This window comes from Streptomyces sp. NPDC046881, assembly GCF_040645015.1.
Classification (GTDB): domain Bacteria; phylum Actinomycetota; class Actinomycetes; order Streptomycetales; family Streptomycetaceae; genus Streptomyces.
This window is the reverse complement of sequence record NZ_JBEYXJ010000004.1, coordinates 35,600-62,227: the sequence shown is the minus strand read 5'-3', so window position 1 is coordinate 62,227 and position 26,628 is coordinate 35,600. Positions and strand designations below refer to the sequence as shown.

General features: G+C 70.7%; 22 protein-coding genes. 14 read left to right on the top strand and 8 right to left on the bottom strand.

Features of this window, described 5'->3' with window-relative positions; all coding sequences use genetic code 11:
* The first annotated feature begins 7 nt into the window (after positions 1 to 7).
* Genes ABZ923_RS03735 through nuoN form a run of 13 tightly spaced genes read left to right on the top strand, consistent with a single transcriptional unit; the run spans position 8 to position 15,706 of the window.
* The gene (locus tag ABZ923_RS03735) at positions 8 to 562 is read left to right on the top strand and encodes an NADH-quinone oxidoreductase subunit B family protein (RefSeq protein WP_361466338.1); all 555 of its coding nucleotides are present in this window, start codon (positions 8 to 10) and stop codon (positions 560 to 562) included.
* Positions 559 to 1,332 (top strand): NADH-quinone oxidoreductase subunit C, encoded by a 774-nt coding sequence (locus ABZ923_RS03730; protein WP_361466336.1) that lies wholly within the window; start codon positions 559 to 561, stop codon positions 1,330 to 1,332. The genes ABZ923_RS03735 and ABZ923_RS03730 overlap by 4 nt, the downstream gene beginning before the upstream one ends.
* Positions 1,329 to 2,669 carry an NADH-quinone oxidoreductase subunit D gene (locus ABZ923_RS03725; RefSeq protein WP_361466334.1) on the top strand — a complete coding sequence of 447 codons (1,341 nt, stop codon included), beginning with the start codon at positions 1,329 to 1,331 and terminating at the stop codon, positions 2,667 to 2,669. The genes ABZ923_RS03730 and ABZ923_RS03725 overlap by 4 nt, the downstream gene beginning before the upstream one ends.
* The gene (gene nuoE, locus ABZ923_RS03720; RefSeq protein WP_361466332.1) at positions 2,666 to 3,532 is read left to right on the top strand and encodes an NADH-quinone oxidoreductase subunit NuoE; all 867 of its coding nucleotides are present in this window, start codon (positions 2,666 to 2,668) and stop codon (positions 3,530 to 3,532) included. Before ABZ923_RS03725 ends, nuoE begins: the two co-directional genes overlap by 4 nt.
* Positions 3,529 to 4,878 carry an NADH-quinone oxidoreductase subunit NuoF gene (nuoF, locus tag ABZ923_RS03715; RefSeq protein WP_199808406.1) on the top strand — a complete coding sequence of 450 codons (1,350 nt, stop codon included), beginning with the start codon at positions 3,529 to 3,531 and terminating at the stop codon, positions 4,876 to 4,878. The genes nuoE and nuoF overlap by 4 nt, the downstream gene beginning before the upstream one ends.
* Positions 4,875 to 7,379 carry an NADH-quinone oxidoreductase subunit G gene (locus tag ABZ923_RS03710; RefSeq protein ID WP_361466329.1) on the top strand — a complete coding sequence of 835 codons (2,505 nt, stop codon included), beginning with the start codon at positions 4,875 to 4,877 and terminating at the stop codon, positions 7,377 to 7,379. The genes nuoF and ABZ923_RS03710 overlap by 4 nt, the downstream gene beginning before the upstream one ends.
* Positions 7,376 to 8,740, top strand: a complete 1,365-nt coding sequence (gene nuoH / locus ABZ923_RS03705) for an NADH-quinone oxidoreductase subunit NuoH (protein WP_361466327.1) — start codon at positions 7,376 to 7,378, stop codon at positions 8,738 to 8,740. Before ABZ923_RS03710 ends, nuoH begins: the two co-directional genes overlap by 4 nt.
* Positions 8,733 to 9,383, top strand: a complete 651-nt coding sequence (gene nuoI / locus ABZ923_RS03700) for an NADH-quinone oxidoreductase subunit NuoI (protein WP_361466324.1) — start codon at positions 8,733 to 8,735, stop codon at positions 9,381 to 9,383. The genes nuoH and nuoI overlap by 8 nt, the downstream gene beginning before the upstream one ends.
* The gene (locus ABZ923_RS03695) at positions 9,380 to 10,225 is read left to right on the top strand and encodes an NADH-quinone oxidoreductase subunit J (RefSeq protein ID WP_361466321.1); all 846 of its coding nucleotides are present in this window, start codon (positions 9,380 to 9,382) and stop codon (positions 10,223 to 10,225) included. The genes nuoI and ABZ923_RS03695 overlap by 4 nt, the downstream gene beginning before the upstream one ends.
* Positions 10,222 to 10,521 carry an NADH-quinone oxidoreductase subunit NuoK gene (gene nuoK / locus ABZ923_RS03690; protein ID WP_023547474.1) on the top strand — a complete coding sequence of 100 codons (300 nt, stop codon included), beginning with the start codon at positions 10,222 to 10,224 and terminating at the stop codon, positions 10,519 to 10,521. Before ABZ923_RS03695 ends, nuoK begins: the two co-directional genes overlap by 4 nt.
* Before the next feature lie 15 nt (positions 10,522 to 10,536).
* Positions 10,537 to 12,483 carry an NADH-quinone oxidoreductase subunit L gene (gene nuoL / locus ABZ923_RS03685; protein ID WP_361466318.1) on the top strand — a complete coding sequence of 649 codons (1,947 nt, stop codon included), beginning with the start codon at positions 10,537 to 10,539 and terminating at the stop codon, positions 12,481 to 12,483.
* A gap of 5 nt (positions 12,484 to 12,488) precedes the next feature.
* Positions 12,489 to 14,060 (top strand): NADH-quinone oxidoreductase subunit M, encoded by a 1,572-nt coding sequence (locus tag ABZ923_RS03680; protein WP_361466316.1) that lies wholly within the window; start codon positions 12,489 to 12,491, stop codon positions 14,058 to 14,060.
* Positions 14,057 to 15,706: an NADH-quinone oxidoreductase subunit NuoN gene (nuoN, locus tag ABZ923_RS03675; RefSeq protein WP_361466313.1), complete on the top strand. Its 1,650-nt coding sequence runs from the start codon at positions 14,057 to 14,059 to the stop codon at positions 15,704 to 15,706. The genes ABZ923_RS03680 and nuoN overlap by 4 nt, the downstream gene beginning before the upstream one ends.
* 69 nt (positions 15,707 to 15,775) lie before the next feature.
* On the opposite strand, the gene ABZ923_RS03670 is transcribed toward nuoN, so the two are convergent.
* Positions 15,776 to 16,378 carry a Uma2 family endonuclease gene (locus ABZ923_RS03670; protein ID WP_361466310.1) on the bottom strand — a complete coding sequence of 201 codons (603 nt, stop codon included), beginning with the start codon at positions 16,376 to 16,378 and terminating at the stop codon, positions 15,776 to 15,778.
* Between the two features lie 213 nt (positions 16,379 to 16,591).
* Between ABZ923_RS03670 and recQ the strand changes: the two genes are divergently transcribed.
* Positions 16,592 to 18,595 (top strand): DNA helicase RecQ, encoded by a 2,004-nt coding sequence (gene recQ, locus ABZ923_RS03665; RefSeq protein WP_361466307.1) that lies wholly within the window; start codon positions 16,592 to 16,594, stop codon positions 18,593 to 18,595.
* Positions 18,596 to 18,623: 28 nt separating this feature from the next.
* Here the strand turns inward: recQ and ABZ923_RS03660 are convergent, their stop codons facing one another.
* The 7 genes from ABZ923_RS03660 to ABZ923_RS03630 all read right to left on the bottom strand — a co-directional run bounded on the left by ABZ923_RS03660 (position 18,624) and on the right by ABZ923_RS03630 (position 26,568).
* Entirely contained in the window at positions 18,624 to 21,395 is a 2,772-nt protein-coding gene (locus ABZ923_RS03660; protein WP_361466304.1) for a fumarate reductase/succinate dehydrogenase flavoprotein subunit, read from the bottom strand.
* Positions 21,396 to 21,406: 11 nt separating this feature from the next.
* The gene (locus ABZ923_RS03655; protein WP_361466302.1) at positions 21,407 to 22,195 is read right to left on the bottom strand and encodes an ABC transporter ATP-binding protein; all 789 of its coding nucleotides are present in this window, start codon (positions 22,193 to 22,195) and stop codon (positions 21,407 to 21,409) included.
* On the bottom strand, positions 22,179 to 23,093 hold the full coding sequence (locus ABZ923_RS03650; protein ID WP_361466300.1) for an ABC transporter permease: 915 nt from the start codon (positions 23,091 to 23,093) through the stop codon (positions 22,179 to 22,181). Before ABZ923_RS03650 ends, ABZ923_RS03655 begins: the two co-directional genes overlap by 17 nt.
* A complete protein-coding gene (locus ABZ923_RS03645) occupies positions 23,090 to 24,433 on the bottom strand; it encodes an ABC transporter substrate-binding protein (RefSeq protein ID WP_361466297.1) in 1,344 nt (447 codons plus the stop codon). The genes ABZ923_RS03650 and ABZ923_RS03645 overlap by 4 nt, the downstream gene beginning before the upstream one ends.
* Before the next feature lie 14 nt (positions 24,434 to 24,447).
* Positions 24,448 to 24,675, bottom strand: coding sequence for a ferredoxin family protein (locus tag ABZ923_RS03640; RefSeq protein ID WP_030347217.1), 228 nt, complete (start codon positions 24,673 to 24,675; stop codon positions 24,448 to 24,450).
* A gap of 32 nt (positions 24,676 to 24,707) precedes the next feature.
* Entirely contained in the window at positions 24,708 to 25,496 is a 789-nt protein-coding gene (locus tag ABZ923_RS03635; RefSeq protein ID WP_361466294.1) for a GntR family transcriptional regulator, read from the bottom strand.
* Between the two features lie 133 nt (positions 25,497 to 25,629).
* A complete protein-coding gene (locus ABZ923_RS03630; protein WP_361466292.1) occupies positions 25,630 to 26,568 on the bottom strand; it encodes a M56 family metallopeptidase in 939 nt (312 codons plus the stop codon).
* Positions 26,569 to 26,628 lie beyond the last annotated feature (60 nt).

Genomic DNA, 26,628 nt, shown 5'->3' with positions numbered 1-26,628 from the left:
TAACGACATGGGACTCGAAGAAAAGCTGCCGAGCGGCTTCCTGCTGACCACCGTCGAGCAGGCCGCGGGCTGGGTGCGCAAGGCGTCCGTCTTCCCGGCCACCTTCGGCCTGGCCTGCTGCGCCATCGAGATGATGACCACCGGCGCCGGCCGCTACGACCTCGCCCGCTTCGGCATGGAGGTCTTCCGCGGCTCACCGCGCCAGGCCGACCTGATGATCGTCGCCGGCCGGGTCAGCCAGAAGATGGCGCCCGTCCTGAGGCAGGTCTACGACCAGATGCCCAACCCCAAGTGGGTGATCTCCATGGGGGTGTGCGCCTCCTCCGGCGGCATGTTCAACAACTACGCGATCGTCCAGGGCGTCGACCACATCGTCCCGGTCGACATCTACCTGCCCGGCTGCCCGCCCCGCCCCGAGATGCTGATGGACGCGATCCTCAAGCTCCACCAGAAGATCCAGTCCTCCAAGCTCGGCGTGAACGCGCAGGAAGCGGCCCGCGAGGCGGAGGAGGCGGCGCTCAAGGCCCTGCCCACGATCGAGATGAAGGGGCTGCTGCGGTGAGCGACGCGAACGGCACCCACGGAGTCAACGGGGCGAACGGGTCCGCGAACGGGGTGAACCCCGAGAAGGACCTCTCCGCCTCCAACCTCCCCGGCCGCCGCGGCCAGGGCGGCGAGGAGATCCGCGTCCAGCGCGGCATGTTCGGCGCCAACAACGGCGGCGACACCTCCGGCTACGGCGGCCTGGTCCGCTCGGTCCGGCTCCCGGGACCGGCGGCCCGGCCCTATGGCGGCTGGTTCGACGAGGTCGCCGACGAACTGGAGGGCGCCCTGGAGGAGCAGGGCCTCCCGCCCGGCAACGCCATCGAGAAGACGGTCGTCGACCGCGGCGAGCTGACCTTCCACATCGAACGCGAGCACCTGGTCCGCGTCGCCCGCACCCTGCGCGACGACCCGGCCCTGCGCTTCGAGCTGTGCACGGGCGTCAGCGGTGTCCACTACCCGAACGACAAGGGCCGCGAGCTGCACGCCGTCTACCACCTGCGCTCGATCACCCACAACCGGCTGATCCGCCTCGAGGTCAGCGCCCCCGACAGCGACCCGCACATCCCGTCGCTGGTCTCCGTCTACCCGACCAACGACTGGCACGAGCGCGAGACCTACGACTTCTTCGGGATCGTCTTCGACGGTCACCCGGCCCTGACCCGGATCATGATGCCCGACGACTGGCAGGGCCACCCGCAGCGCAAGGACTATCCCCTCGGCGGCATCCCCGTCGAGTACAAGGGCGCCCAGATCCCGGCTCCGGACCAGCGGAGGTCGTACTCGTGAGCACGCAGTCAGCATCCGCCGCGTCGGCCGCGTCCGCACGCGAGACCACCGAGGGCACCGTATATACCGTCACCGGTGGCGACTGGGACGAGGTCGTCCAGTCCGCGGCCCGCGCCGACGACGAACGCATCGTCGTCAACATGGGACCCCAGCACCCGTCCACCCACGGAGTGCTCCGCCTGATCCTGGAGATCGAGGGCGAGACGGTCACCGAGGCCCGCTGCGGCATCGGCTACCTCCACACCGGCATCGAGAAAAACCTCGAGTACCGCACGTGGACGCAGGGCACCACCTTCGTCACGCGCATGGACTACCTGACGTCCTTCTTCAACGAGACCGCCTACTGTCTCGCCGTCGAGAAGCTCCTCGGCATCGAGGACCAGATCACCGAGCGCGCCAAGATCATCCGGGTGCTCCTGATGGAACTGAACCGGCTCTCCTCGCACCTGGTGTGCATCGCCACCGGCGGCATGGAACTGGGCGCCACCACGATCATGATCTACGGATTCCGTGATCGTGAAATGATTCTCGACATCTACGAGCTCATCACGGGCCTGCGCATGAACCACGCGTACATCCGGCCCGGCGGACTCGCCCAGGACCTGCCGCCCGGCGCGGTGGACCAGATCCGCGAGTTCGTGAAGAAGATGCAGAAGAACCTCCCGGAGTACGACAAGCTCGCCACCGGGAACCCCATCTTCAAGGCCCGCATGCAGGACATCGGCTACCTCGACCTGGCCGGCTGCATGGCCCTCGGCGCGACCGGCCCGATCCTGCGCGCCACCGGCCTCCCGCACGACCTGCGCAAGACGCAGCCGTACTGCGACTACGAGACGTACGACTTCGACGTCCCGACCGCCGACTCCTGCGACGCCTACGGCCGCTTCCTCATCCGCCTGGAGGAGATGCGCCAGTCGCTCAGGATCGTCGAGCAGTGCCTGGACCGGCTCCAGCCCGGCCCGGTCATGGTCGCCGACAAGAAGATCGCCTGGCCCGCCCAGCTCGCCCTGGGACCGGACGGACTGGGCAACTCCCTCGACCACATCAAGAAGATCATGGGCACCTCCATGGAGGCCCTGATCCACCACTTCAAGCTGGTCACCGAGGGCTTCCGCGTCCCGCCGGGACAGGCGTACGCGGCCGTCGAGTCGCCCAAGGGCGAACTCGGGGTGCATGCCGTCTCCGACGGCGGCACCCGCCCCTACCGGGTCCACTTCCGCGACCCGTCCTTCACCAACCTGCAGGCCATGGCGGCGATGTGCGAGGGCGGCCAGGTCGCCGACGTCATCGTCGCCGTCGCGTCCATCGACCCCGTGATGGGAGGCGTCGACCGGTGACCACCTCTTCTTCGGAGCGGGGCGTCAGCCTGGGCATGCCCGAACTGCCCGCGCCCGCCTACCCGGACGACGTCAGGGCCCGGCTGGAGACGAACGCGCGCGAGGTCATCGCGCGCTACCCGGACTCGCGGTCCGCCCTGCTGCCGCTGCTCCACCTCGTGCAGGCGGAGGAGGGCCATGTCACGCGCACCGGGATGCAGTTCTGCGCGGACATGCTGGGCCTGACCACAGCCGAGGTCACCGCCGTCGCCACCTTCTACACGATGTACCGGCGCCGGCCCTCCGGTGACTACCAGGTCGGCGTGTGCACCAACACGCTGTGCGCGGTGATGGGCGGCGACGCGATCTTCGAGGCCCTCCAGGAACACCTGGGCCTCGGCAACGGCGAGACCACCGACGACGGCAAGGTCACCCTGGAGCACATCGAGTGCAACGCGGCCTGCGACTACGCGCCGGTGGTGATGGTCAACTGGGAGTTCTTCGACAACCAGACCCCGGCGAGCGCCAAGCGCCTGGTCGACGACCTGCGCGCGGGGCGCCCCGCACAGCCCACGCGCGGGGCGCGGCTGTGCACCTTCAAGGAGACCGCGCGGATTCTGGCCGGCTTCCCCGACGAGCGGCCCGGGGCCGTCGAGGAGGGCGGCAGTGCGGGACCCGCGTCGCTGGTGGGCCTTCGCCTGGCAAGGGGAGAGGCCGCATCCGCACGCGTGGTCCATCCGCGCGGAGGTCCGCAGGGGGAACCGCAGGACAGGGTGCACGAGCCGTCGCCGTCCGAGCACCTCAGCTCCCATGACGCGCCGCAGGAGACGTCGGCCTCCGACCCGGCTCACCCGGCAGGGCCTACCGCCGAGGAGGGGGAGTGATGACCGTGGCATCCGAGCTCAAGGACATGAGCCCCGAGAAGCTGCTCGCACCCGTGCTGTCGGCCTTCTGGGACGAGGACCGGTCCTGGTCCCTGGACGTCTACCGGAGGCACGAGGGGTACGAGGGGCTCCGCAAGGCCCTCGCCATGTCGCCGGACGACCTGATCGCGTACGTCAAGGAATCCGGGCTGCGAGGCCGCGGCGGCGCGGGGTTCCCGACCGGAATGAAGTGGCAGTTCATTCCTCAGGGTGATGGGAAACCGCACTATCTAGTTGTCAACGCCGACGAGTCGGAGCCGGGCACCTGCAAGGACATCCCGCTCCTCTTCGCGAACCCGCACAGCCTCATCGAGGGCATTGTGATCGCGTGCTATGCCATCAGGTCGTCGCATGCCTTCATCTATCTGCGTGGTGAAGTCGTCCCAGTTCTGCGGCGGCTGCACGAGGCCGTGCGCGAGGCCTACGCGGCGGGCTACCTCGGCGAGAACATCCTGGGCAGCGGACTCGACCTCCAGCTCACCGTGCACGCGGGTGCGGGCGCGTACATCTGCGGTGAGGAGACCGCACTGCTCGACTCGCTCGAAGGCCGCCGTGGTCAACCGCGGCTCCGTCCCCCCTTCCCTGCGGTGGAAGGCCTCTACGCCTGTCCGACTGTGGTGAACAACGTCGAGTCGATCGCTTCAGTTCCCGCCATCCTGAAAAACGGCAAAGAATGGTTCAGGTCGATGGGCAGCGAGAAGTCCCCGGGCTTCACGCTCTACTCGCTCAGCGGCCACGTCGCGAGCCCCGGCCAGTACGAGGCCCCGCTCGGCATCACCCTGCGCCAGCTCCTCGACATGAGCGGCGGCATGCGGCCGGGCCACCGCCTGAAGTTCTGGACACCGGGCGGCTCCTCGACACCGATGTTCACCGACGAGCACCTCGACGTCCCCCTCGACTACGAGGGCGTCGGCGCCGCCGGCTCCATGCTCGGCACCAAGGCACTGCAGTGCTTCGACGAGACGACCTGCGTGGTGCGGGCCGTGACCCGCTGGACCGAGTTCTACGCCCACGAGTCCTGCGGCAAGTGCACGCCCTGCCGCGAAGGCACGTACTGGCTGGTGCAGTTGCTGCGGGACATCGAGGCCGGCAAGGGCGTCATGTCCGACCTCGACAAGCTCGCCGACATCGCCGACAACATCAACGGCAAGTCCTTCTGCGCCCTCGGTGACGGTGCCGCATCACCGATCTTCTCCTCGCTGAAGTACTTCCGTGAGGAGTACGAGCAGCACATCACCGGCCGGGGCTGCCCCTTCGACCCGGCCAAGTCGACGGCCTGGGCGGACCGCCCGGAGGTGAACGCATGACCGTGACCACCAACGCTCCCGCGGGTGGCGGAGAGGCGGCGGTCCCGCCGGAGGACCTCGTCACGCTGACGATCGACGGCATCGAGATCAGCGTGCCCAAGGGCACCCTGGTCATCCGGGCCGCCGAGCAGCTCGGCATCGAGATCCCGCGGTTCTGCGACCACCCCCTCCTGGACCCGGCCGGTGCCTGCCGCCAGTGCATCGTCGAGGTCGAGGGCCAGCGCAAGCCGATGGCGTCCTGCACCATCACCTGCACCGACGGGATGGTGGTGAAGACCCACCTGACCTCGCCGGTCGCCGAGAAGGCCCAGCACGGCGTGATGGAGCTGCTGCTCATCAACCACCCGCTGGACTGCCCGGTCTGCGACAAGGGCGGCGAGTGCCCGCTGCAGAACCAGGCGATGTCGCACGGCAACGCCGAGTCCCGCTTCGACGGCAAGAAGCGCACCTACGAGAAGCCCGTACCGATCTCCACCCAGGTGCTGCTCGACCGCGAGCGGTGCGTGCTGTGCGCCCGCTGCACCCGCTTCTCCAACCAGATCGCGGGCGACCCGATGATCGAACTGGTCGAGCGGGGCGCGCTCCAGCAGGTCGGCACCGGCGAGGGCGACCCGTTCGAGTCGTACTTCTCCGGCAACACCATCCAGATCTGCCCGGTCGGCGCGCTCACCTCGGCCGCCTACCGGTTCCGTTCCCGCCCCTTCGACCTCGTCTCCTCGCCGTCGGTCTGCGAGCACTGCGCCGGCGGCTGCGCCACCCGCACCGACCACCGGCGCGGCAAGGTCATGCGGCGGCTCGCCGCCGACGACCCCGAGGTCAACGAGGAGTGGATCTGCGACAAGGGACGCTTCGCGTTCCGCTACGCGCAGCAGAAGGACCGCCTCGACACCCCGCTCGTCCGGAACGCCGACGGCGTTCTGGAGCCCGCCTCCTGGCCCGAGGCACTGGAGGCGGCGGCACGCGGCCTGACCGCCGCCCGTTCCCGGGCCGGCGTCCTCATCGGGGGCCGGCTGACCGTCGAGGACGCCTACGCGTACAGCAAGTTCGCGCGCGTGGCGCTCGACACCAACGACATCGACTTCCGCGCGCGCGTGCACAGCGGCGAGGAGGCCGACTTCCTGGCCGCACAGGTCGCCGGCCGCGGCCGTGACCTCGACGGTACGGGCGTCACGTACACCTCCCTGGAGAAGGCGCCCGCCGTGCTGCTGGTCGGCTTCGAGTCGGAGGAGGAGGCACCCGGCGTCTTCCTGCGGCTGCGCAAGGCCTGGCGCAAGCACAAGCAGCAGGTGTTCGCGCTGGCCACGCACGCCACCCGGGGCCTGGAGAAGGCCGGCGGCACGCTGCTGCCGGCCGCGCCGGGCACCGAGCCGGAGTGGCTGGACGCCCTCGCCGGCGGCGACGGCCTGGAGGAGCCCGGCGCGCGTGCCGCCGAGGCCCTGCGCACCGAGGGCGCCGTCATCGTCGTAGGGGAGCGGCTGGCCGGGGTCGCGGGCGGCCTCACCGCCGCCCTCCGCGCCGCCACCGCGACCGGCGCCGAACTGGTGTGGATCCCGCGCCGGGCCGGTGAGCGCGGCGCCGTCGAGGCGGGCGCGCTGCCCTCGCTGCTGCCGGGCGGCCGCCCGGCGACCGACCCGCGCGCGCGGGAGGAGGTCGCCGCCGTCTGGGGGCTCGCCGAACTCCCGTCGCGCTACGGCCGCGACACCCACCAGATCGTCGAGGCCGCCGCCAACGGCGAACTGTCCGCACTGGTGGTCGCCGGGGTGGAGGTCGCCGACCTGCCCGACCCGGCACGCGCGCGTGAGGCGCTGCACGGCGTCGGCTTCCTGGTCTCGCTGGAGCTGCGGCCCAGCGAGGTCACCGAGCACGCCGACGTCGTCCTGCCCGTCGCCGCGGTCGCCGAGAAGGCGGGCACCTTCCTCAACTGGGAAGGCCGCGTCCGCTTCTTCGAGGCCGCGCTCAAGCCCGACCAGATGACCCGCCGGCTCGCACCGACCGACACGCGCGTGCTGCAGATGCTCGCCGACGCCATGGACGTCCACCTGGGCCTGCCGGATCTGCGCACCACGCGCGCGGAGATCGACCGGCTCGGCCCCTGGGACGGCCCCCGCGCCGGCGGGCCCATGGAATCCGCGGGCGTGCTGCCCCGGCCGGCCGTCGGCGAGGCCGTGCTCGCCGGACACCGGCTGCTGCTCGACCAGGGCGTCCTCCAGGAGGGCGACGAGGCGCTCGCCGGCACCCGGCACGCCGCACGCGCGCGCGTGTCCGCCGCGACCGCCGCCGAGGCGGGCGTCGCCGACGGCGCACCCCTGGCCGTCACCGGCCCCGCCGGCACGGTCGAACTGCCCCTCCAGATCACCGACATGCCCGACCGGGTGGTCTGGCTCCCGCTGAACTCCGTCGGCTCCGGCGTCGCCTCCGACACCGGGGCGCGGCCCGGCTCCCTCGTCCGTATCGGCCCGGCGGCTGCCGCCGGAGAGGCCCCCAAGGAGGTGGAGGCATGAGCCCGTACCTCGCCGCTGAAGACCTCTCGATGTTCGGCCGCGACCCCTGGTGGCTGGTCGTCGTCAAGGCGGTGTTCTGCTTCGCCTTCCTGATGGTGACCGTGCTGTTCTCCATCGTCTGGGAGCGCAAGGTCGTCGCCTGGATGCAGCTGCGCATCGGACCCAACCGGCACGGCCCCTGGGGCATGCTCCAGTCGCTCGCCGACGGCGTGAAACTGATGCTCAAGGAAGATGTCATCGTCAAACGCGCGGACAAGGTGGTCTACGTCCTCGCGCCGATCGTCGCGGCCATCCCGGCCTTCATGGCGATCGCGGTGATCCCCTTCGGACCGGCCGGCAACGAGATCTCGATCTTCGGCCACCGCACCACGATGCAGCTCACCGACCTGCCGATCGCGATGCTCTACATCCTCGCGGTCGCCTCGGTCGGCATCTACGGCATCGTCCTCGCGGGCTGGAGTTCCGGATCCACCTATCCGCTCCTCGGCGGCCTGCGCTCCTGCGCGCAGATGATCTCGTACGAGATCGCCATGGGCGCCGCGTTCGCCTCCGTGTTCCTCTACTCGGGCTCGATGTCGACGTCCACGATCGTCGAGCAGCAGCACGACCGCTGGTACATCCTGCTGCTGCCGGTCTCCTTCATCCTGTACATCGTCACGATGGTCGGCGAGACCAACCGCGCCCCCTTCGACATGCCGGAGTCCGAGGGCGACCTGGTCGGCGGCTTCAACACCGAGTACTCCTCGATCAAGTTTGCGATGTTCATGCTCGCCGAGTACGTGAACATGGTGACCGTCTCGGCCGTCTCGACCACCCTGTTCCTCGGCGGCTGGCGCGCCCCCTGGCCGGTCAGCAGCTTCTGGGAGGGCGCGAACCACGGCTGGTGGCCGCTGCTCTGGTTCGTGATCAAGGTGCAGCTGCTGCTGTTCTTCTTCATCTGGCTGCGCGGCACGCTCCCGCGGGTCCGCTACGACCAGCTGATGAAGCTCGGCTGGAAGGTCCTCATCCCGGTCTCGGTGACCTGGCTGATGCTGGTCGCGACCGTCCGCGCCCTGCGCAACGAGAACTACGACTTCGCCGACATCGCGCTCTACGTCGGCGGCGGTGTCCTCGCCCTGCTGCTGATCTCCTTCGTCGCCGACATGTTCCGCGAGAAGGGGAGGACGGCCGAGCAGCCCGCCGCCCAGGAGCCGGCCTTCGACCCGATGGCGGGCGGCTTCCCCGTACCGCCGCTGCCCGGGCAGCAACTGCCGCCGGTGCCCAGGCGCCGCTCCAACCGGGAGCGGGAACTGATTGTCAGTGGCGGGCCGGACACTGTCAGTGACGGATCTTCGGATGGAAAGGAGGCGTCCGATGGCTGAGGAGCCTCAGGAGACCGGGCAGACCAAGCCCGGCTTCCAGAACCCCGTGGCCGGCTTCGGCGTGACCTTCAAGGCCATGTTCAAGAAGCGGCTCACCGAGCAGTACCCGGAGCAGAAGAAGACCACGGCTCCGCGGTTCCACGGACGGCACCAGCTCAACCGCCATCCGGACGGCCTGGAGAAGTGCGTCGGCTGCGAGCTGTGCGCCTGGGCCTGCCCCGCCGACGCCATCTATGTGGAGGGCGCCGACAACACCGACGAGGAACGCTACTCGCCGGGCGAGCGGTACGGCCGCGTCTACCAGATCAACTACGCCCGCTGCATCCTGTGCGGCCTGTGCATCGAAGCGTGCCCCACGCGCGCGTTGACGATGACCAACGAGTTCGAGCTGGCCGACTCCAGCCGCGCCAACCTCATCTACACCAAGGAGCAGCTGCTCGCCGGTCTCGAAGAGGGCATGGTCGACACGCCGCACGCGATCTTCCCGGGGACGGACGAACAGGACTACTACCGCGGCCTGGTCACGCAGGCCGCACCCGGCACCGTCCGCCAGGTCGCCGTCTCCAAGGGAGAGGTCCCGCAGGAGGCCGCGTCCACGTTCGGCGAGGACGAGCCGGCCTCGGAGAAGGTGATCGGCCGATGAGCGCGCACCACCTCGCCGCCTACACCACCTCCACCGGTGAGGCCTTCCAGTTCTGGGTCCTCGGCACGATCGCGGTGCTCGGCGCCCTGTGCACCGTCTTCATGAAGAAGGCCGTGCACAGCGCGCTCTGCCTCGCCGGCACCATGATCGTCCTGGCGGTGTTCTACCTCGCCAACGGCGCCTACTTCCTCGGCATCGTGCAGATCGTCGTCTACACCGGCGCGATCATGATGCTGTTCCTGTTCGTGGTGATGCTCGTCGGCGTCACCGCCGCGGACTCCCTGAAGGAGACCATCAAGGGCCAGCGCTGGCTGGCCCTTCTGTGCGGCGTCGGCTTCGGTGTCCTGCTGTTCGCCGGCATCGGCAACGCCTCCCTGAAGGAGTTCAACGGCACCGGCCAGGCGAACACGAACGGCAACGTGGAGGGCCTCGCCACCCTCATCTTCACCAAGTACGTCTTCGCCTTCGAAATCACCGGCGCGCTGCTCATCACGGCCGCCGTCGGAGCCATGGTGCTCACCCACCGGGAGCGCACCGAGCGCGCCCGGACCCAGCGCGAGCTGTCCGAGCAGCGCATCCGCGAGGGCGCGCACATCCCGCCGCTGCCCGCCCCCGGTGTCTACGCCCGGCACAACGCCGTGGACATCGCGGGCCTGCTGCCCGACGGCACCCCGTCCGAGCTGACCGTCAGCAAGACGCTGCGCGAACGCGGCCAGATCCGTGACGTGTCCGCGGAGGCGCTCAACGACCTGCGGGCGCTGGAGCAGCGCGCGGAGGAGCGCCTGGAGCGCAGGGCGATCGAGCCGGAGACGTTCAAGCGGCCCGAGGAGGCGTCGAAGTGAACCCGGTCAACTACCTCTACCTCGCCGCCCTGCTGTTCACGATCGGCGCGACCGGCGTACTGATCCGGCGCAACGCCATCGTGGTCTTCATGTGCATCGAGCTGATGCTGAACGCCTGCAACCTCGCGTTCGTCACCTTCTCCCGGATGCACGGCAACCTCGACGGCCAGATCATCGCCTTCTTCACGATGGTCGTCGCCGCCGCGGAGGTCGTGGTGGGCCTCGCGATCATCGTGTCGCTGTTCCGTACCCGCCACTCGGCCTCGGTCGACGACGCCAGCCTGATGAAGCTGTAAGGGGTCGGAAGAATCGTGGAGAACCTGATCGCGCTGCTCATCGCGGCGCCCCTGCTCGGAGCGGCCGTCCTGCTGACCGGCGGCCGGCGCCTGGACCGCGTCGGCCACTGGATCGGCACGCTCCTGTCGGCCGCCTCCTTCGTGTTCGGCCTCATCCTCTTCGCCGACCTCCTCGGCAAGGGCGCGGAGCACCGCACCCTGACGCAGCACCTGTTCAGCTGGGTCCCGGTGGCCGGCTTCCAGGCGGACGTCACCTTCCGCCTCGACCAGCTGTCCATGACGTTCGTGCTGCTCATCACGGGCGTCGGCTCGCTGATCCACCTGTACTCGGTCGGGTACATGGAGCACGACGAGCGGCGCCGCCGCTTCTTCGGCTACCTCAACCTGTTCCTCGCGGCGATGCTGCTGCTCGTCCTCGCCGACAACTACCTGCTGCTGTACGTCGGCTGGGAGGGCGTCGGCCTCGCCTCGTACCTGCTGATCGGCTTCTGGCAGCACAAGCCCAGCGCCGCCACGGCCGCGAAGAAGGCCTTCCTGGTCAACCGGGTCGGCGACATGGGCCTGTCGATCGCGATCATGCTGATGTTCACCACCTTCGGCAGCTTCGCCTTCGGCCCGGTCCTCGGTCACACCGGTGACACCTCCGAGGGCAAGCTCACCGCGATCGGCCTGATGCTGCTGCTGGCCGCCTGCGGCAAGTCCGCCCAGGTGCCGCTGCAGTCCTGGCTTGGGGACGCCATGGAGGGCCCGACCCCGGTCTCCGCCCTCATCCACGCGGCGACGATGGTGACCGCGGGCGTGTACCTGATCGTCCGTTCCGGCGCCATCTTCAACGCCGCCCCCGACGCCCAGCTGGCCGTCACCGTCGTCGGCGCGGTCACGCTCCTGTTCGGTGCGATCGTCGGTTGCGCCAAGGACGACATCAAGAAGGCGCTGGCCGGCTCCACCATGTCGCAGATCGGCTACATGGTCCTCGCCGCCGGCCTCGGCCCCATCGGCTACGTCTTCGCGATCATGCACCTGGTGACGCACGGCTTCTTCAAGGCCGGCCTGTTCCTCGGCGCCGGTTCCGTGATGCACGGCATGAACGACGAGGTCGACATGCGCCGCTACGGCGGCCTGCGCAAGTACATGCCGATCACCTTCATCACCTTCGGCCTCGGCTATCTCGCCATCATCGGCTTCCCGGGCCTGTCCGGCTTCTTCTCCAAGGACAAGATCATCGAGGCGGCCTTCGCCAAGGGCGGCACCGAGGGCTGGATCCTCGGCGGCGCGGCCCTGCTCGGCGCGGCCATCACCGCCTTCTACATGACGCGCGTGATGCTGATGACGTTCTTCGGAGAAGAACGGTGGCGCAAGGCCCCGACCCCGTCCCCGGCCGAGCCCAGCGTGGAGCCCGCCGCCGAGACCCGCGGCGAGCACGCCGAGCCGCACCCGCACGAGTCCCCGAAGGTCATGACCATCCCGATGATCGTGCTGGCCGTCGGCTCGGTCTTCGCCGGTGGCTTCTTCAGCATCGGCGACCGCTTCCTGCACTGGCTGGAGCCCGTCACGGGCCACAGCGAGGGCGACTCACCGCTCAGCGCGGCCACGGTCACCGGCGCCACCATGGTGTGCCTGGTCATCGGCGTCGCCATCGCCTGGGCCCAGTACGGCCGCAAGCCCGTCCCGGCGGTCGCCCCGCGCGGCTCGCTGCTCACCCGCGCGGCCCGCCGCGACCTGCTCCAGGACGACTTCAACCACGTGGTCCTGGTGCGCGGCGGCGAGCACCTGACGCGCTCCCTGGTGTACGTCGACCACACCCTGGTCGACGGCGTCGTCAACGGCACGGCAGCCGGCTTCGGCGGCCTGTCCGGACGGCTGCGCCGGCTCCAGAACGGCTTCGCCCGCTCCTACGCGGTCTCGATGTTCGGCGGTGCGGCACTCCTGGTCGCCGCGACCCTGCTGATGAGGGCGGTCTGATACCGATGTCCTTTCCTCTGCTGACAGCGACGGCGGCGCTCCCGGCCCTCGGGGCCGTCGCCACGGCCGCCGTACCGGCCGCCCGGCGCACCGCCGCGAAATGGCTGGCGCTGGTCGTCTCGCTCGCCACGCTCGCCCTGGCGATCACCGTCCTGGTCCGCTTCGACCCGGGCGGCGCCCGCTACCAGCTCACCGAGTCCCACGCCTGGATCAAGGACTTCGGCGTCAGGTACGAGCTGGGCGTCGACGGCATCGCGGTCGCACTGATCGCGCTGACCGCCGTACTGATCCCGTTCATCATCCTGGCGGGCTGGCACGACGCCGACCCGCTGGAGACCGGCAGTCGCCGCTGGCGGCCCACCCAGGGCTTCTTCGCGCTGATCCTGGCGGTCGAGGCGATGGTGGTCATCTCGTTCGAGGCCACCGACGTCTTCCTCTTCTACATCTTCTTCGAAGCCATGCTCATCCCGATGTACTTCCTCATCGGCGGCTTCGGGGACCGTGCGCACGCGCACGGCGAGGAGACGGCCGCCACCCAGCGGTCGTACGCCGCGGTGAAGTTCCTGCTCTACAACCTGGTCGGCGGCCTCATCATGCTGGCCGCGGTGATCGGCCTCTACGTGGTCGCCGGGAACTTCTCGCTCACCGAGATCGCCGAGGCCCGCGCCGGCGGCTCGCTGCACATGGCGACCAGCACCGAACGCTGGCTGTTCCTCGGCTTCTTCTTCGCCTTCGCGGTGAAGGCGCCGCTGTGGCCGCTGCACACCTGGCTGCCCAACGCCATGCAGGAGGCCACCGCCCCGGTCGCCGTGCTCATCACCGCGGTCGTCGACAAGGTGGGCACCTTCGCGATGCTCCGCTTCTGCCTCCAGCTGTTCCCGGAGGCCAGCAAGTGGGCGACGCCCGTGATCCTCGTCCTGGCGCTCATCAGCATCGTCTACGGAGCCCTGCTCGCCGTCGGCCAGCGGGACATCAAACGCCTGGTGGCGTACGCGTCGATCTCGCACTTCGGCTTCATCATCATGGGCGTCTTCGCGATGACCAGCCAGGGCCAGTCCGGCGCCACGCTCTACATGGTCAACCACGGCATCTCCACCGCCGCGCTGATGCTGGTCGCCGGCTTCCTCATCTCCCGGCGCGGCTCCCGGCTCATCGCCGACTACGGAGGCGTGCAGAAGGTCGCCCCGGTGCTCGCCGGCACCTTCCTGATCGGCGGCCTGGCCACCCTGTCGCTTCCCGGACTGGCGCCGTTCGTCAGCGAGTTCCTCGTCCTGGTCGGCACGTTCACGCGCTACCCGGTGATCGGCATCATCGCCACCTTCGGCATCGTCCTCGCCGCGCTGTACACCCTCGTGCTGTACCAGCGGACGATGACGGGCCCGGTGAAACCGGAGGTCTCGGCGATGCCCGACCTCCGCGCGCGCGAGCTGGTCGTCGTCGCCCCGCTGATCGTGCTGCTGATCTTCCTGGGCGTCTACCCGAAGCCCGTCACGGACATCGTCAACCCGGCGGTCAAGCAGACCATGTCCGACGTACACCAGAAGGACCCCAAGCCCGCAGTGGAGGCGGCCAAGTGAGCGCACCAGCCGTCCACAGCCTGTGGACAACCGCGGCCGATCCGATCTCGAAGATCGACGCGCCGAAGATCGAATACGCACAATTGTCGCCCACCCTGATCGTCATCGGTGCGGCGCTGGTCGGGGTGCTCATCGAGGCCTTCGTGCCGCGCAGGTCCCGCTACTACGCCCAGGTCTTCGTGTCCGTCGTGGCCCTGTGCGCCGCGTTCGCCGCGGTCGTCGCGCTGGCGGCCGACGGGTACGGCACCACCAAGGCGCACATCGCGGCCATGGGCGCGATCGCGGTCGACGGCCCGGCCCTCTTCCTGCAGGGCACCATCGTGCTGGCCGGCCTGGTCGGCCTGTTCACCTTCGCCGAGCGCCGCCTGGACCCGGCGGCGCACGGCAACCGGGTCGACTCCTTCGCCGCGCAGGCCGCATCCGTGCCCGGCAGCGACAGCGAGAAGGCGGCCGTGAAGGCGGGCTTCACCACCACCGAGGTCTTCCCGCTGCTCCTCTTCGCCATCGGCGGCATGCTGGTCTTCCCCGCGGCGAACGACCTGCTGACCCTGTTCGTCGCCCTGGAGGTCTTCTCCCTCCCGCTGTACCTGCTGTGCGCGCTGGCCCGCCGCAAGCGCCTGATGTCGCAGGAGGCCGCGGTCAAGTACTTCCTGCTCGGGGCGTTCGCCTCCGCGTTCACCCTGTTCGGCATCGCGCTGCTGTACGGGTACGCGGGCTCGGTGTCGTACGCCCGCATCGCCCAGGTCGTCGACGGCACGGCCACCGACGTCGACCCGGCGCTCGCCAACACCATGGGCAACGACGCGCTGCTGCTGATCGGCGGCGCCATGCTCGTGATGGGCCTGCTGTTCAAGGTCGGCGCGGTGCCCTTCCACATGTGGACGCCCGACGTCTACCAGGGCGCGCCCACCCCCGTGACCGGCTTCATGGCGGCGGCGACCAAGGTGGCCGCGTTCGGCGCGCTGCTGCGCCTGCTCTACGTCGTCCTGCCCGGGCTGCGCTGGGACTGGCGGCCGGTCATGTGGGCCGTGGCGATCATCACCATGCTGGGCGGTGCGATCGTCGCCATCACCCAGACCGACATCAAGCGGCTACTGGCTTACTCGTCCATCGCCCACGCCGGATTCATCCTCGCGGGTGTCATCGCCACGTCGAAGGACGGCGTGTCGTCCGTCCTCTTCTACCTGGCGGGCTACTCCTTCGTCACGATCGGCGCCTTCGCCGTCGTCACGCTGGTCCGCGACGCCGGCGGCGAGGCCACCCACCTGTCCAAGTGGGCGGGCCTGGGCCGCCGCTCGCCGCTGGTGGCGGCCGTGTTCGCGGTGTTCCTGCTGGCCTTCGCCGGCATCCCGCTGACCTCCGGCTTCGCCGGGAAGTTTGCCGTGTTCAAGGCGGCGGCGGACGGCGGCGCGGCACCACTGGTCGTGATCGGTGTGATCTCCTCGGCCATCGCCGCGTTCTTCTACATCCGGGTGATCGTGCTGATGTTCTTCAGCGAGCCGAGGGCGGAAGGCCCGACCGTCGCCGTTCCGTCACCGCTGACCATGGTCGCGATCGGCCTGGGCGTGGCGGTGACACTGGTCCTCGGTGTGGCACCGCAGTACTTCCTGGACCTGGCGAACCAGGCGGGAGTGTTCGTGCGCTGACGTTCCCCGCGTACATGCCGCTGCCCGGCACCCCCGCTCAGGGTGCCGGGCAGCGGCATGTCGTCGTGGTCACTGATTCCTGTCGCGGCGCGTCTTGATCCGGGTGAGATCGAGGTCCATCCGAAACGGCACATCCAGCTTCATGCGCTCGCGGAAGATGCCGGTGCTCGTGTAGGTGCCGGTCGTCGGCTCCAGCTCGAAGACGTGCACCGCGGCCCGCCCGTTCTCGTTCTCGACCCGCCAGTAGTGGGGAATCTTGGCGCGGGCGTACTTCAGGGGCTTGGTCTCACGGTCGCGGGAGACGGAGTCCTCGGAGACGACCTCGATGGCCAGGACGACGGACTCCGCTGGGAAGCGGGTCTGGCTCGGGTCCTCCACCACGTCTGCGCTTACCACCACGACGTCCGGCTCGGGCCTGTTCTGGTGGTCGATGTCGATCGTGAACTCGCGAATGACCTCGAATTCCTCCGGCGCCAGCGACTGGAGCTGCCAATTGAAGAAGTCAACGGCCCGTACATGAAACATCGTCTGCGGACTCACGAAGACCAGGCTCCCGTCGATCAATTCCGTGTGCGGCGGAAGATTCGGGAGGCGGTCCAGGTCGTCGGCGGTCCATCCGCCCTTCGGCGGGATCGGCCAGCTGGACGCGGACGCCTTCGGTGCGACGCTCATCAGTGCTCCCATGCGACGGAGTCTCGCCAGTGCGTTCAGGCTATCGGGCGGAAAGGAGCAGGTCTCCCGCGAACGTGTGAACGACGATCGTGTCCTTGACATGCGGTGCCGTCGGGGAAACCTGTGGATAACTCCGGGGCTGTCGGTGCGGACCCCTATCGTGGATGCAGCGGTCGAGAGACGACACACGGGGGACCGACGGGGGACAGGACGATGGGCGCGACGGGCGGTATCAGCGAGATGACACAGGTGACCGAGGGGCCGGGCGCGGCCGACAGCGAGGCGCTGGCCACGCTGCACCGGGTCTTCGGATACGACGCCTTCCGGGGCGAACAGCAGGCGATCATCGAGCACGTCGTGGCGGGCGGTGACGCCCTCGTCCTGATGCCGACCGGCGGCGGAAAGTCGCTCTGCTACCAGATCCCGGCCCTGGTCAGACCCGGTACCGGCGTGGTGGTCTCGCCGTTGATCGCCCTCATGCAGGACCAGGTGGACGCCCTGCGGGCCCTCGGCGTCCGTGCCGGCTTCATGAACTCCACGCAGGACTTCGACGAGCGGCGCGTGGTCGAGGCCGAGTTCCTGGCCGGCGAGCTGGACCTGCTGTACCTGGCACCGGAGCGGTTGCGCCTGGACGCCACGCTGGACCTGCTCTCCCGCGGCAAGATCTCCGTCTTCGCGATCGACGAGGCGCACTGCGTGTCCCAGTGGGGCCACGACTTCCGCCCCGACTACCTCTCCCTGTCCCTGCTCGGCGAGCGCTGGCCGGACGTCCCGCGGATCGCCCTCACCGCCACGGCCACCCGCGCCACCCACCAGGAGATCACCCAGCGACTGAACCTGCCGACGGCCCGGCACTTCGTCGCCAGCTTCGACCGCCCCAACATCCAGTACCGGATCGTGCCCAAGGCGGACCCCAGGAAGCAGCTGCTCGCCTTCCTCCGGGAGGAGCACGCGGGCGACGCCGGCATCGTGTACTGCCTCTCGCGGAACTCGGTGGAGCGCACGGCGGAGTTCCTGACCTCCAACGGCATCCAGGCGGTGCCGTACCACGCGGGCCTGGACGCGGCCACGCGCGCGGCGCACCAGTCACGGTTCCTGCGCGAGGACGGCCTGGTCGTGGTGGCGACCATCGCGTTCGGCATGGGCATCGACAAGCCGGACGTACGCTTCGTCGCCCACCTGGACCTCCCCAAGTCGATCGAGGGCTACTACCAGGAGACCGGCCGGGCGGGCCGCGACGGACTGCCGTCCACGGCCTGGATGGCGTACGGCCTGAACGACGTCATACAGCAGCGCAAGCTGATCCAGTCCGGCGAGGGCGACGAGGCGTTCCGCCGGCGGGCCGCCTCCCACCTCGACGCCATGCTCGCGCTGTGCGAGACCGCCCAGTGCCGCCGCGGCCAGCTCCTCGCCTACTTCGGCCAGCACCCCGACGCCACCGGCTGCGGCAACTGCGACACGTGCCTCACCCCGCCCGAGACCTGGGACGGCACGATCGCCGCGCAGAAGGTGCTGTCCACGGTTGTACGGCTGCAGCGGGAGCGCGGACAGAAGTTCGGCGCGATGCAGATCGTCGACATCCTGCTCGGCAAGCGCACCGCCAAGGTGATCCAGTTCGACCACGACCAGCTGTCCGTCTTCGGTATCGGCCAGGACCTCACCGAAGGCGAGTGGCGCGGCGTCGTCCGGCAGCTGCTGGCCCAGGGGCTCCTCGCGGTCGAAGGGGAGTACGGCACGCTGGTCCTCACCGAGGCGAGCGGCTCGGTGCTGCGGCGGGAGCGCGAGGTGCCGCTGCGCAAGGAGCCGAAGAAACCGGCCGCCTCCCGGTCCCGGTCCGCCGGCGCCTCCGGGGGCGACCGCAAGGCCAAGACCGCCGCGGCCGAACTGCCCGACGCGCTGCTCCCCGCCTTCGAGGCCCTGCGGGCCTGGCGCGCCGAGCAGGCCCGGGAGCAGGGCGTCCCGGCGTACGTCATCTTCCACGACGCCACCCTCCGGGAGATCGTGACCCGGTGGCCCGGTTCGGTGCGGGAACTGGGCACGGTGGGCGGCGTCGGCGAGAAGAAGCTGGCGACGTACGGCGAAGGGGTGCTCGAGGTGCTGGCCTCCCTGAACGGGTCGGCCAAGGCCGCCGACGGCGAAGCCCCGGCCGCCGACGACGGGCCGGACGACCACTGGCCCGAACCGGCCGACGAGCCGGAGCCGGACGACTGGATATAGGCCGCTGCGGCCCCGCGCGGTGCGGGGCTCACAGCCCCCGCGCCGCGTAGGCCCGGACGTCCGCGTCCGAGTCGGCCGTGGCCGTGGCGAGGGCCGCGCGGGCCTCCGCCGAGGTCCGGTGCCGGCTCAGGGCCAGGACCGCCGCCTTACGGACGTCGGCGTTCGGGTCGGCGAGGGCCTTGGCGAGCGCGGGGACGGCCGGGTCGGCAGGCGCGGCCGACAGCGCGGTCGCGGCGCCGGACCGTACCTGCCAGGCCGGGTCCGACAGGGCGGCCACGGCACGTGCGGCCAGCGGCGGCGGGCAGCCGGTGGCCGCCAGCGCGCCCAGCGCGGCACCGCGCACCAGCGGGTCGCCGTCCTCGGTGAGCCGGTCCAGGGCGGCGGTGAGCAGGTCCCGGTCGCCCGGGGCGAGGGCGGCCGGGGCGACGGTGGCCAGGGCCTTCGCCACGGTGACCCGGACCTCCCGGGAGGGATCGTCCGCCGCGCCCGCCAGAGGCCGGACCGCGTCCACCGAGACGAGTGCCCGCACGGCCTCCGTCCGGACGGCGATGTCGGGGTCGCCCAGTGCCGCGGCGAACACCCCGGCCTCGCCGAGCCGCAGGGCCCGCAGCACATCGAGGGCGGCGGCCCGGACCACGGGGTCGGCCTGGCCGAGCGCGTCGGTGAGCGCGGCCCCCAGAGCCGGCTCGGGCGGCAGCGTCTCCACCAGCTCCCGCAGCGAGGCCGCGGCGGCCGCGCGGACCTCGGCATCGGGGTCGGCGAGCGCACCCGCGAGGGCCTGACCGGTGCCGGCCGGCACGGTCTCCGTGAGCACCGCGACGGCCGTACGGCGCACAGCGGGATCCCGGTCGGCCAAATACGGCTCGACCACCGAAAGTTCGGGCTCCGCCTCGGCCAGGCCCAGCAGCTCCAGCAGCCGGGGAGAGGCGGCGTCCCGCGCGTCCGCCGGGCTCACGGGACCGGCATCGGCGGCACGCGCGGACGCGGGCCGTACGGCCACCGGAGCCACCTCGCGGGACCCGGCCGTGGCCACGTGCTCGGGACGGACCTCGCCCAGATGCCGGGAGGGACCGCCGACAGGCGTGAACTCCTCCACCGGCACCAGATACGGAGCCACGGGACGGGCCGTGAACTCCATCGCACCAGAGGGGGACTTGTGCAGATCGAGATGGTGGAACCAGGAGACGTCGTCGCGCCCGGGATGGTCGAGACGATCATGGTAGAGGCCCCAGCGGGACTCGGTACGGGCCAGAGAAGCGCGGGCGGCCATCTCCGCGCAGTCGCGTATGAAGGTGACCTCGGCACAGCGCATCAGCTCGTGCGGAGTGCGGGCACCCATGGCGGCGATGTCGGCACGCATCCGCTCGAACGCCTCCAGCGCGAGGGAGAGCCGCGCGCCGGACTTCGGCGGTGCCACGTAGTCGTTCACGAAGCGGCGCAGCTTGTACTCGACCTGGGGCTGCGGCGGGCCGTCCGGGTTGCGCAGCGGGCGGTAGATCAACTCGTGGGCCTCGCGCACCTGGTCCGCGGGAAGCTCACCGTCGTACGCCCTGTACCGGGCGGCGTCCGCGCCCGCGAGGTCGCCGAAGACGAAGGCGCCGATCATGTAGTTGTGCGGGACGCAGGCGAGGTCGCCGGCGGCGTACAGGCGGGGCACGGTTGTACGCGCGTGGTCGTCGACGCGGACACCCGAGGCGGAGTGGCCGCCGCACAGGCCGATCTCGGAGATGTGCATCTCGACGTCGTGGGTGCGGTAGTCGTGCCCGCGGCCGGCGTGGAAGGTGCCGCGGGTGGGCCGCTCGGTGGAATGCAGGATCGACTCCAGGGCGGAGATCGACTCCTCGGGCAGATGACTGAGCTTGAGGTAGACCGGGCCCCGGTCGCCGGCCACCTCGGCGGCGAACTCGGCCATCATCTGCCCCGACCAGTAGTCGGAGTCGACGAAGCGCTCGCCGTGCCGGTTGACCTGGTAGCCGCCGAACGGGTTGGCGACGTAGGCGCAGGCCGGGCCGTTGTAGTCCTTGATCAACGGGTTGATCTGGAAGCACTCGATACCGGTCAGCTCGGCACCCGCGTGGTAGGCCATGGCGTACCCGTCACCGGCGTTGGTCGGGTTCTCGTAGGTGCCGTAGAGGTAACCGGAGGCGGGCAGGCCGAGCCGGCCGCAGGCACCGGTCGCCAGGATCACCGCGCCCGCGCGGATGGTGACGAACGCGCCGGTACGGGTGTGGAAGCCGACCGCACCCACGGCCCGACCGCCGGCGGTCAGGACCCGGACCGGCATCACCCGGTTCTCGATCCGGATCCGCTCCCGCATCTCGCGCCGCCGCAACTGCCGGTACAGGACCTTTTTGACGTCCTTGCCCTCTGGCATCGGCAGTACGTACGAGCCGGAGCGATGGACCTGGCGGACCGCGTACTCGCCGTGCTCGTCCTTCTCGAACTTGACCCCGTACGACTCCAGCCGCTGCACCATCGCGAAGCCGCGCGTGGCGGTCTGGCGGACGGTGGACTGGTCGACGATGCCGTCGTTGGCGCGGGTGATCTCGGCGACGTAGTCGTCGGGCTCGGCACGGCCGGGGATGACCGCGTTGTTGACGCCGTCCATGCCCATGGCGAGCGCGCCGGAGTGCCGGACGTGGGCCTTCTCCAGCAGCAGGACGTTCGCACCGCGCTCGGCGGCGGTCAGGGCGGCCATGGTGCCGGCGGTGCCGCCGCCGACGACGAGGACATCGCAGGTCAGCTCCTCGGCGTCGGTGACGGCGGGAATCTGCAGGGGGGTGGGCGCGAGGGTGGTCACCGGAATGCCTTTCAGGAGCCGAGCGAGCTGAGGACGGCGCGGCGCAGCGCCACACGGGCCGGATCGTCGAAGGCCGCACGGTCCCGGGGGCGCGGCACCTCGCGCACGGCGGACACCCGCCCCGACCCGAGCAGGGCCACACGGTCACCGAGGAAAAGGGCCTCGTCCACGTCGTGCGTGACGAACACGACGGTCGCGCCCGTGCCCCGCAACACCTCCACCAGCAGGTCCTGCATGCCGGAACGGGTCTGCGCGTCCAGGGCGCCGAAGGGCTCGTCCATGAGAACCGCGCGCGGACTGTCCGCCAGGGCCCGGGCCAACTGGGCGCGCTGGCGCTGCCCGCCGGACACCCGGTGCGGCAACTGCCCGGCCTGCTCGCTCAGTCCGACCCGCGCGAGCCACGACTCGGCCCGGGAACGCCGCTCCGCACGCGGGACACCCCTGATGGCCAGGGGGAGTTCGACGTTTCCGCGCAGGCTGCGCCAGGGCAGCAGCGCGTCCTCCTGGAAGACCAGCGCGCGGTCGGCCGACGGCCCGGTCAGCGTGCCGCCGTCCACCTCGGCCGTGCCGCCCAGCGGCGCCAGCAGCCCGGCGAGCGTCCGCAGCAGCGTGGACTTGCCGCAGCCGGAAGGGCCGACGACGGTGAGGATCTCGCCGGGGGCGACCTCCAGGTCGACGCCTGACAGCACCGGCGCGTCCGGGCGGCCGAGGACGGCGGACCGGAAAGCCAGCCGGGTCCCGCGCACGCCTTCCGGTGCCGGCGCGGCGGGGGCAGTGACGGTCTCAGACGAGGTGCTCATCACGGGCCTCCTCGGTGTCGTTCTGGCCCTGCTGCTCGGACTCGGCCTGCTGCTCGGGCTCGCCGTCGGGGCGGGCTGGGGCGGCGAGCGGCCGGGGCGCGCGGGGACGCACGCCGGGGACGTACGAGGTGCGGGGCAGCCAGCGGGTCAGCCGGCGGCCGAGGAGTTCCACGGCCGTGGAGGTGATCCAGCCGAGCACGCCGATCGTGACCATGCCGACGAAGACACCGGGGTAGTTCACCACCGTGTAGTCCTGCCAGGTGCGGTATCCGACCCCGTACTGGCCGGAGATCATCTCGGCGGAGATCACGCAGATCCACGACACGCCGATGCCCACCGACAACCCGCCGAAGATGCCGGGCAGGGCTCCCGGCAGCACGACCGAGCCGAGGATCCGGAGTCGGCCGGCGCCCATGGTGCGCACCGCCTCCTCCCAGACCGGGCTCAGCGCGCGGACCGCGTGCCGGGTGGAGACCAGCACGGGGAAGAAGGCGGCGGTGCAGGTGATGAAGACGATGCCCTGTTCGTTGGAGGGGAACAGCAGGATCGCGACCGGGACGAGGGCGATCGCCGGGATCGGCCGGACGACCTCCAGCACCGGTCCGAGCAGGTCCTCGGCCAGGCGGGAGCGGGCCACGAGCACACCGGTCGCCACGCCGAGGACGGCCGCCAGCACGAAGCCGGTCAGGATGCGGGTGAGGCTGTCGGTGAGGTCCGTCCAGTAGTCGTCGCCGGAGAGCCGGTCGGTGAAGGCGCGGGCCACGTCGGTGACCGTCGGAAACTGCGAGAACCGCAGCCACAGGTCGACGTTCAGGCTGGTCAGCAGCTGCCACACGCCGAGGGCGGCGGTCAGGGACACCGCCCGCAGCGCATACCGGGCCAGGGGGCGCCGGGTCATGAGGCCCGCTCCAGAGCCTCGCGGTACGACACTGTGCGGGCGCCGCCGTGCGCGGAGAGATAGTCCTGCGCGGTGGCCGGGGTGACGAAGGGCAGCAGCCGGTCGCCGTCGGCCACCCAGACCGCCTTGTCGGCGAACCAGAGGGTGCCGGTGGTGGAGTCGGGCACGTAGGCGGCGCGGATGCCGTCCTGGTGTGCGGCCAGGTAGGTCAGCAGTTGCTTCGGGGACTTGTAGGAGAGGGTCTTCTCGCTGCCCTTGGGCCACGCCTCGCTCGCGGCCGGCGGGGGCGACGCGGCGAGCCGCTTGGTGTACGACGTGCCGAGGGCCTTCTTCACGTACCGGTCGTCGACGAAGGAGTCCACGTCGATGTCGCCGGTCAGCTTGGCGGCCTTCAGCACGGGCACGTCCTGCTTCAGGGCGGAGACGAGCTGAGGGGTGAGCGCCGGGCTGAACGTGGAGATGCCGTGGGCGCCGTTGTACAGGTACACGACCTCGGCGGGCAGGCCGGTGGCCTCGGCGACCTTCTCGGCCGCGGTGACAGGGTGGCCGTTGAGGTAGTCCGTCGCCTGGGCCTGCGCCTTGAGGAAGGCTTCCAGGACGGCCGGGTGCTGCCGGGCGAAGTCCTCGCGGGCGGTGACGCCGTGGAAGGTGGGCAGCTTCAGCTGGGCGCCGTCGTAGAGCGCCTTGGCCTTGCCTTGGAAGGCGAGCAGGCCCGGCCAGGCGACGAACTGGGACAGCGCGTCCACGCTGCCGGCCGACAGCGCCGAAGCCCCCACGGCGGGCTGCTGGTTGAGCTTGGAGATCCCCTTGTCCGGGTCGATGCCGGCTCGCTGCAGGGCCCGTACCAGGGTGCCGTCGGCGGCTGAGCCGACGCTCGTGGAGACCTTCTTGCCCTTCAGGTCCTTCAGCGACGTGAGCGAGGAGTCAGGTGCGGTGACGATGGTGTTGAGGCCGCCGCGCAGGTTGTAGCCGGTGGCGGAGACCAGATGGGTCGGCCGGCCGAGCTGCTTGCCGCGGGCCGCGTTGAGCAGCAGCGGGAAGTCACCCATCGAGCCGATGTCGATCTTCCCGGCCGTCATCTGGGCGGTGATCGGGGCGCCGGTGGCGTAGTCCTGCCAGTCCACCTTGTAGGTGTGGCCGTCGTGCAGGGAGTTGAGCTGCTTCTCGAAGTACCCGAGGGAGCGCAGCAGGGTCCCGGCGGTGACGGTGTTGATGGTCTTGGACTGGTAGCCGACGGTGACGGTGACCGTGGAGCCGCTGCCCGCCTCGGCGCTGCCGCCGCAGGCGGACAGGGGCAGCAGGAGTGCGGCGGCGGACAGGGCGACTGTCGTGCGTTTCATGATGGGTGTACCTCTCACCGCAGCAGGTAGGGCATGTTGACCGTGACGGCTCCGGTGGGGCACCGGGCCGCGCAGGGGCCGCAGTACCAGCACTCGTCGACGTGCATGTACGCCTTGCCGCTGCTCTCGTCGATGGCGAGGGAGTCCAGCGGGCACATGTCCACGCAGAGGGTGCAGCCGTCGATGCACTTCGACTCGTCGATGGTCACGGGCACGTCGGCCCGCTGGGGCGCCAAGGGCATGGCTGTCTCCAGGGAATGTGCAGGCGGGGCGGTTACGACCGGTGCAGCAGGCCGCTCATCGTGATGCGGTCGCCGCGGAAGCGGATGAACTCCAGGTCGACGGGGCGGCCGTCGGCGAGGTGTGTGAGGCGTTCCAGCATCAGCACGGCGGCGCCGCGCGGGGCCTGGAGTACGGCCGCGGAGTGGGCGTCCGCGTTCACCGCCTCCAGGGTGATCTCGGCGTGGCCGAGGCGCTGGCCGGTGATGGCTTCCAGGAGGCGGAAGACATCGGTGTTCTCCAGGTCGGCGCCGAGCAGGGCGGTGCCGATGTCGAGCGGGATGTAGGTGAGGTCGAGGGAGAGCGGGAGGCCGTTCAGGCGGCGCAGGCGTTCGATGTACAGGACGTCGGCGCCGGCCGGGACGCGGAGGCGTTCGGCCACGGGGACGGGTGCGGGGGCGGGGCCCATGGTGCGGACCTCGTTGGTGACGCGGCCGTGTTCGCGGAGGGTTTCCGCGAGGCCCATCAGACGGTCGAGCCCGTGCGGGTATTTCCGGGCGACGACGACGGTGCCGACTCCGGGCAGCCGGTCCACCAGGCCCTCGGCCCGGAGCAGGTCCAGGGCTTGGCGGACGGTGTTGCGGGAGGCGCGGTAGTCGGTGGCGAGGGTGGACTCGTGAGGGAGGGTGCCGTCCTGGAAGGCGCCGGTGAGGATCTGGCGGCGCAGCAGGTCGGCGAGCTGCCGGGCCCGGTCCGCACGCAGCCGGCGCCGTGCGCGGTGGGCGGCGACGGTACTCGCGGCGCCCTGCCCGGCATGGTCTCGGGGGCGGTCGGTGGGTGGCATGGCTGAAACCATACCTACGCGGTAGGAAATGGCGTGTTGCTGGAGTGTTGCGCCAGCTGCGGATATCTGGAGCAAGCCGCTGAGCTGGGCGTTTTCGTTCGGTGGGGCAAGATCTGCCACCCCGCGGGGTCGGTCAGGACAGTGCCGTCAGCCCCGGAGCGAACGTGATCAGCAGGGGCAGCAGCGGCACCAGCGCGGCCACGGTCGTCGTCAGGGCCCGGTGCCGGCGCAGCAGCCGCGGCGGGGGCTCCAGCAGGCGGTCGACGCGCTCGCCCAGGAGGCGGCGGCTGGAGTCGCAGGAGAGGACGCCCCGGTGCTGGTTCAGCTCGATCAGGGCGAGGGCCGTGGTGAGGTGCCCGCAGCGCCGGGACGCCGTGTCGTCGGCGGCCAGTTCGACCAGACGGTGCGTCTGGTCGCAGAAGTGGGCGAAGAGCGGCACGCGCGGGAAGCCCGTGGCGAGCGCGGTGGACAGGTGCAGCAGCCAGTCGTGGTGGGCGCGGGCGTGTCCGCGCTCGTGGGTGAGGACGGCGTCCAGCTGGAGATCGGTGAGGCGGTGCAGCGCTCCCGTGGTGACGACCAGTTGCGGCGGGTGCCCCGGCATCCACCAGGCGTCCGGGTACTCGTCCTCCAGTACCAGCATCGGCCCGCGGGCCGCGGGCAGTCCGGCCGGCAGCTCGGGGGCGCGCTCGCGCAGGTGCGCCCGGGCCTGGCCGCGGCTGCGGCGGGCCTCGACGAGTTCCCGGGCCAGCATCGCCGTCGTCCAGGCCGCCCCGCAGGCCAGCAGCATGGTGAGCACCGCGGCCCACACCGGCGCGGTGGACAGGTCGTAGGCGGCGGTGACGGCGGGCGGTGCGGGTGCGAACACGCGGTCGCGGACGGTGTGGAAGACGGCCGCCGCGCCCAGGACCAGCGCGGTCAGGCAGCACAGCAGGACGGTGGCGACCAGGCACTGCCACACCCACAGCGCCACCACGGGGTCCCGCTCGGGCCAGGCGGCACGGGTCAGCGCGCGCGGCGCCGGTACGGCGGCCGTGAGGGCGACGACGCTCAGCAGGAGCAGGCAGACGGTCATGCCGGGGCTCCGGTTCCTGGTCGGAGAGGTGTGCGGTGTCGGTGGTGCGGGGCACGCGTC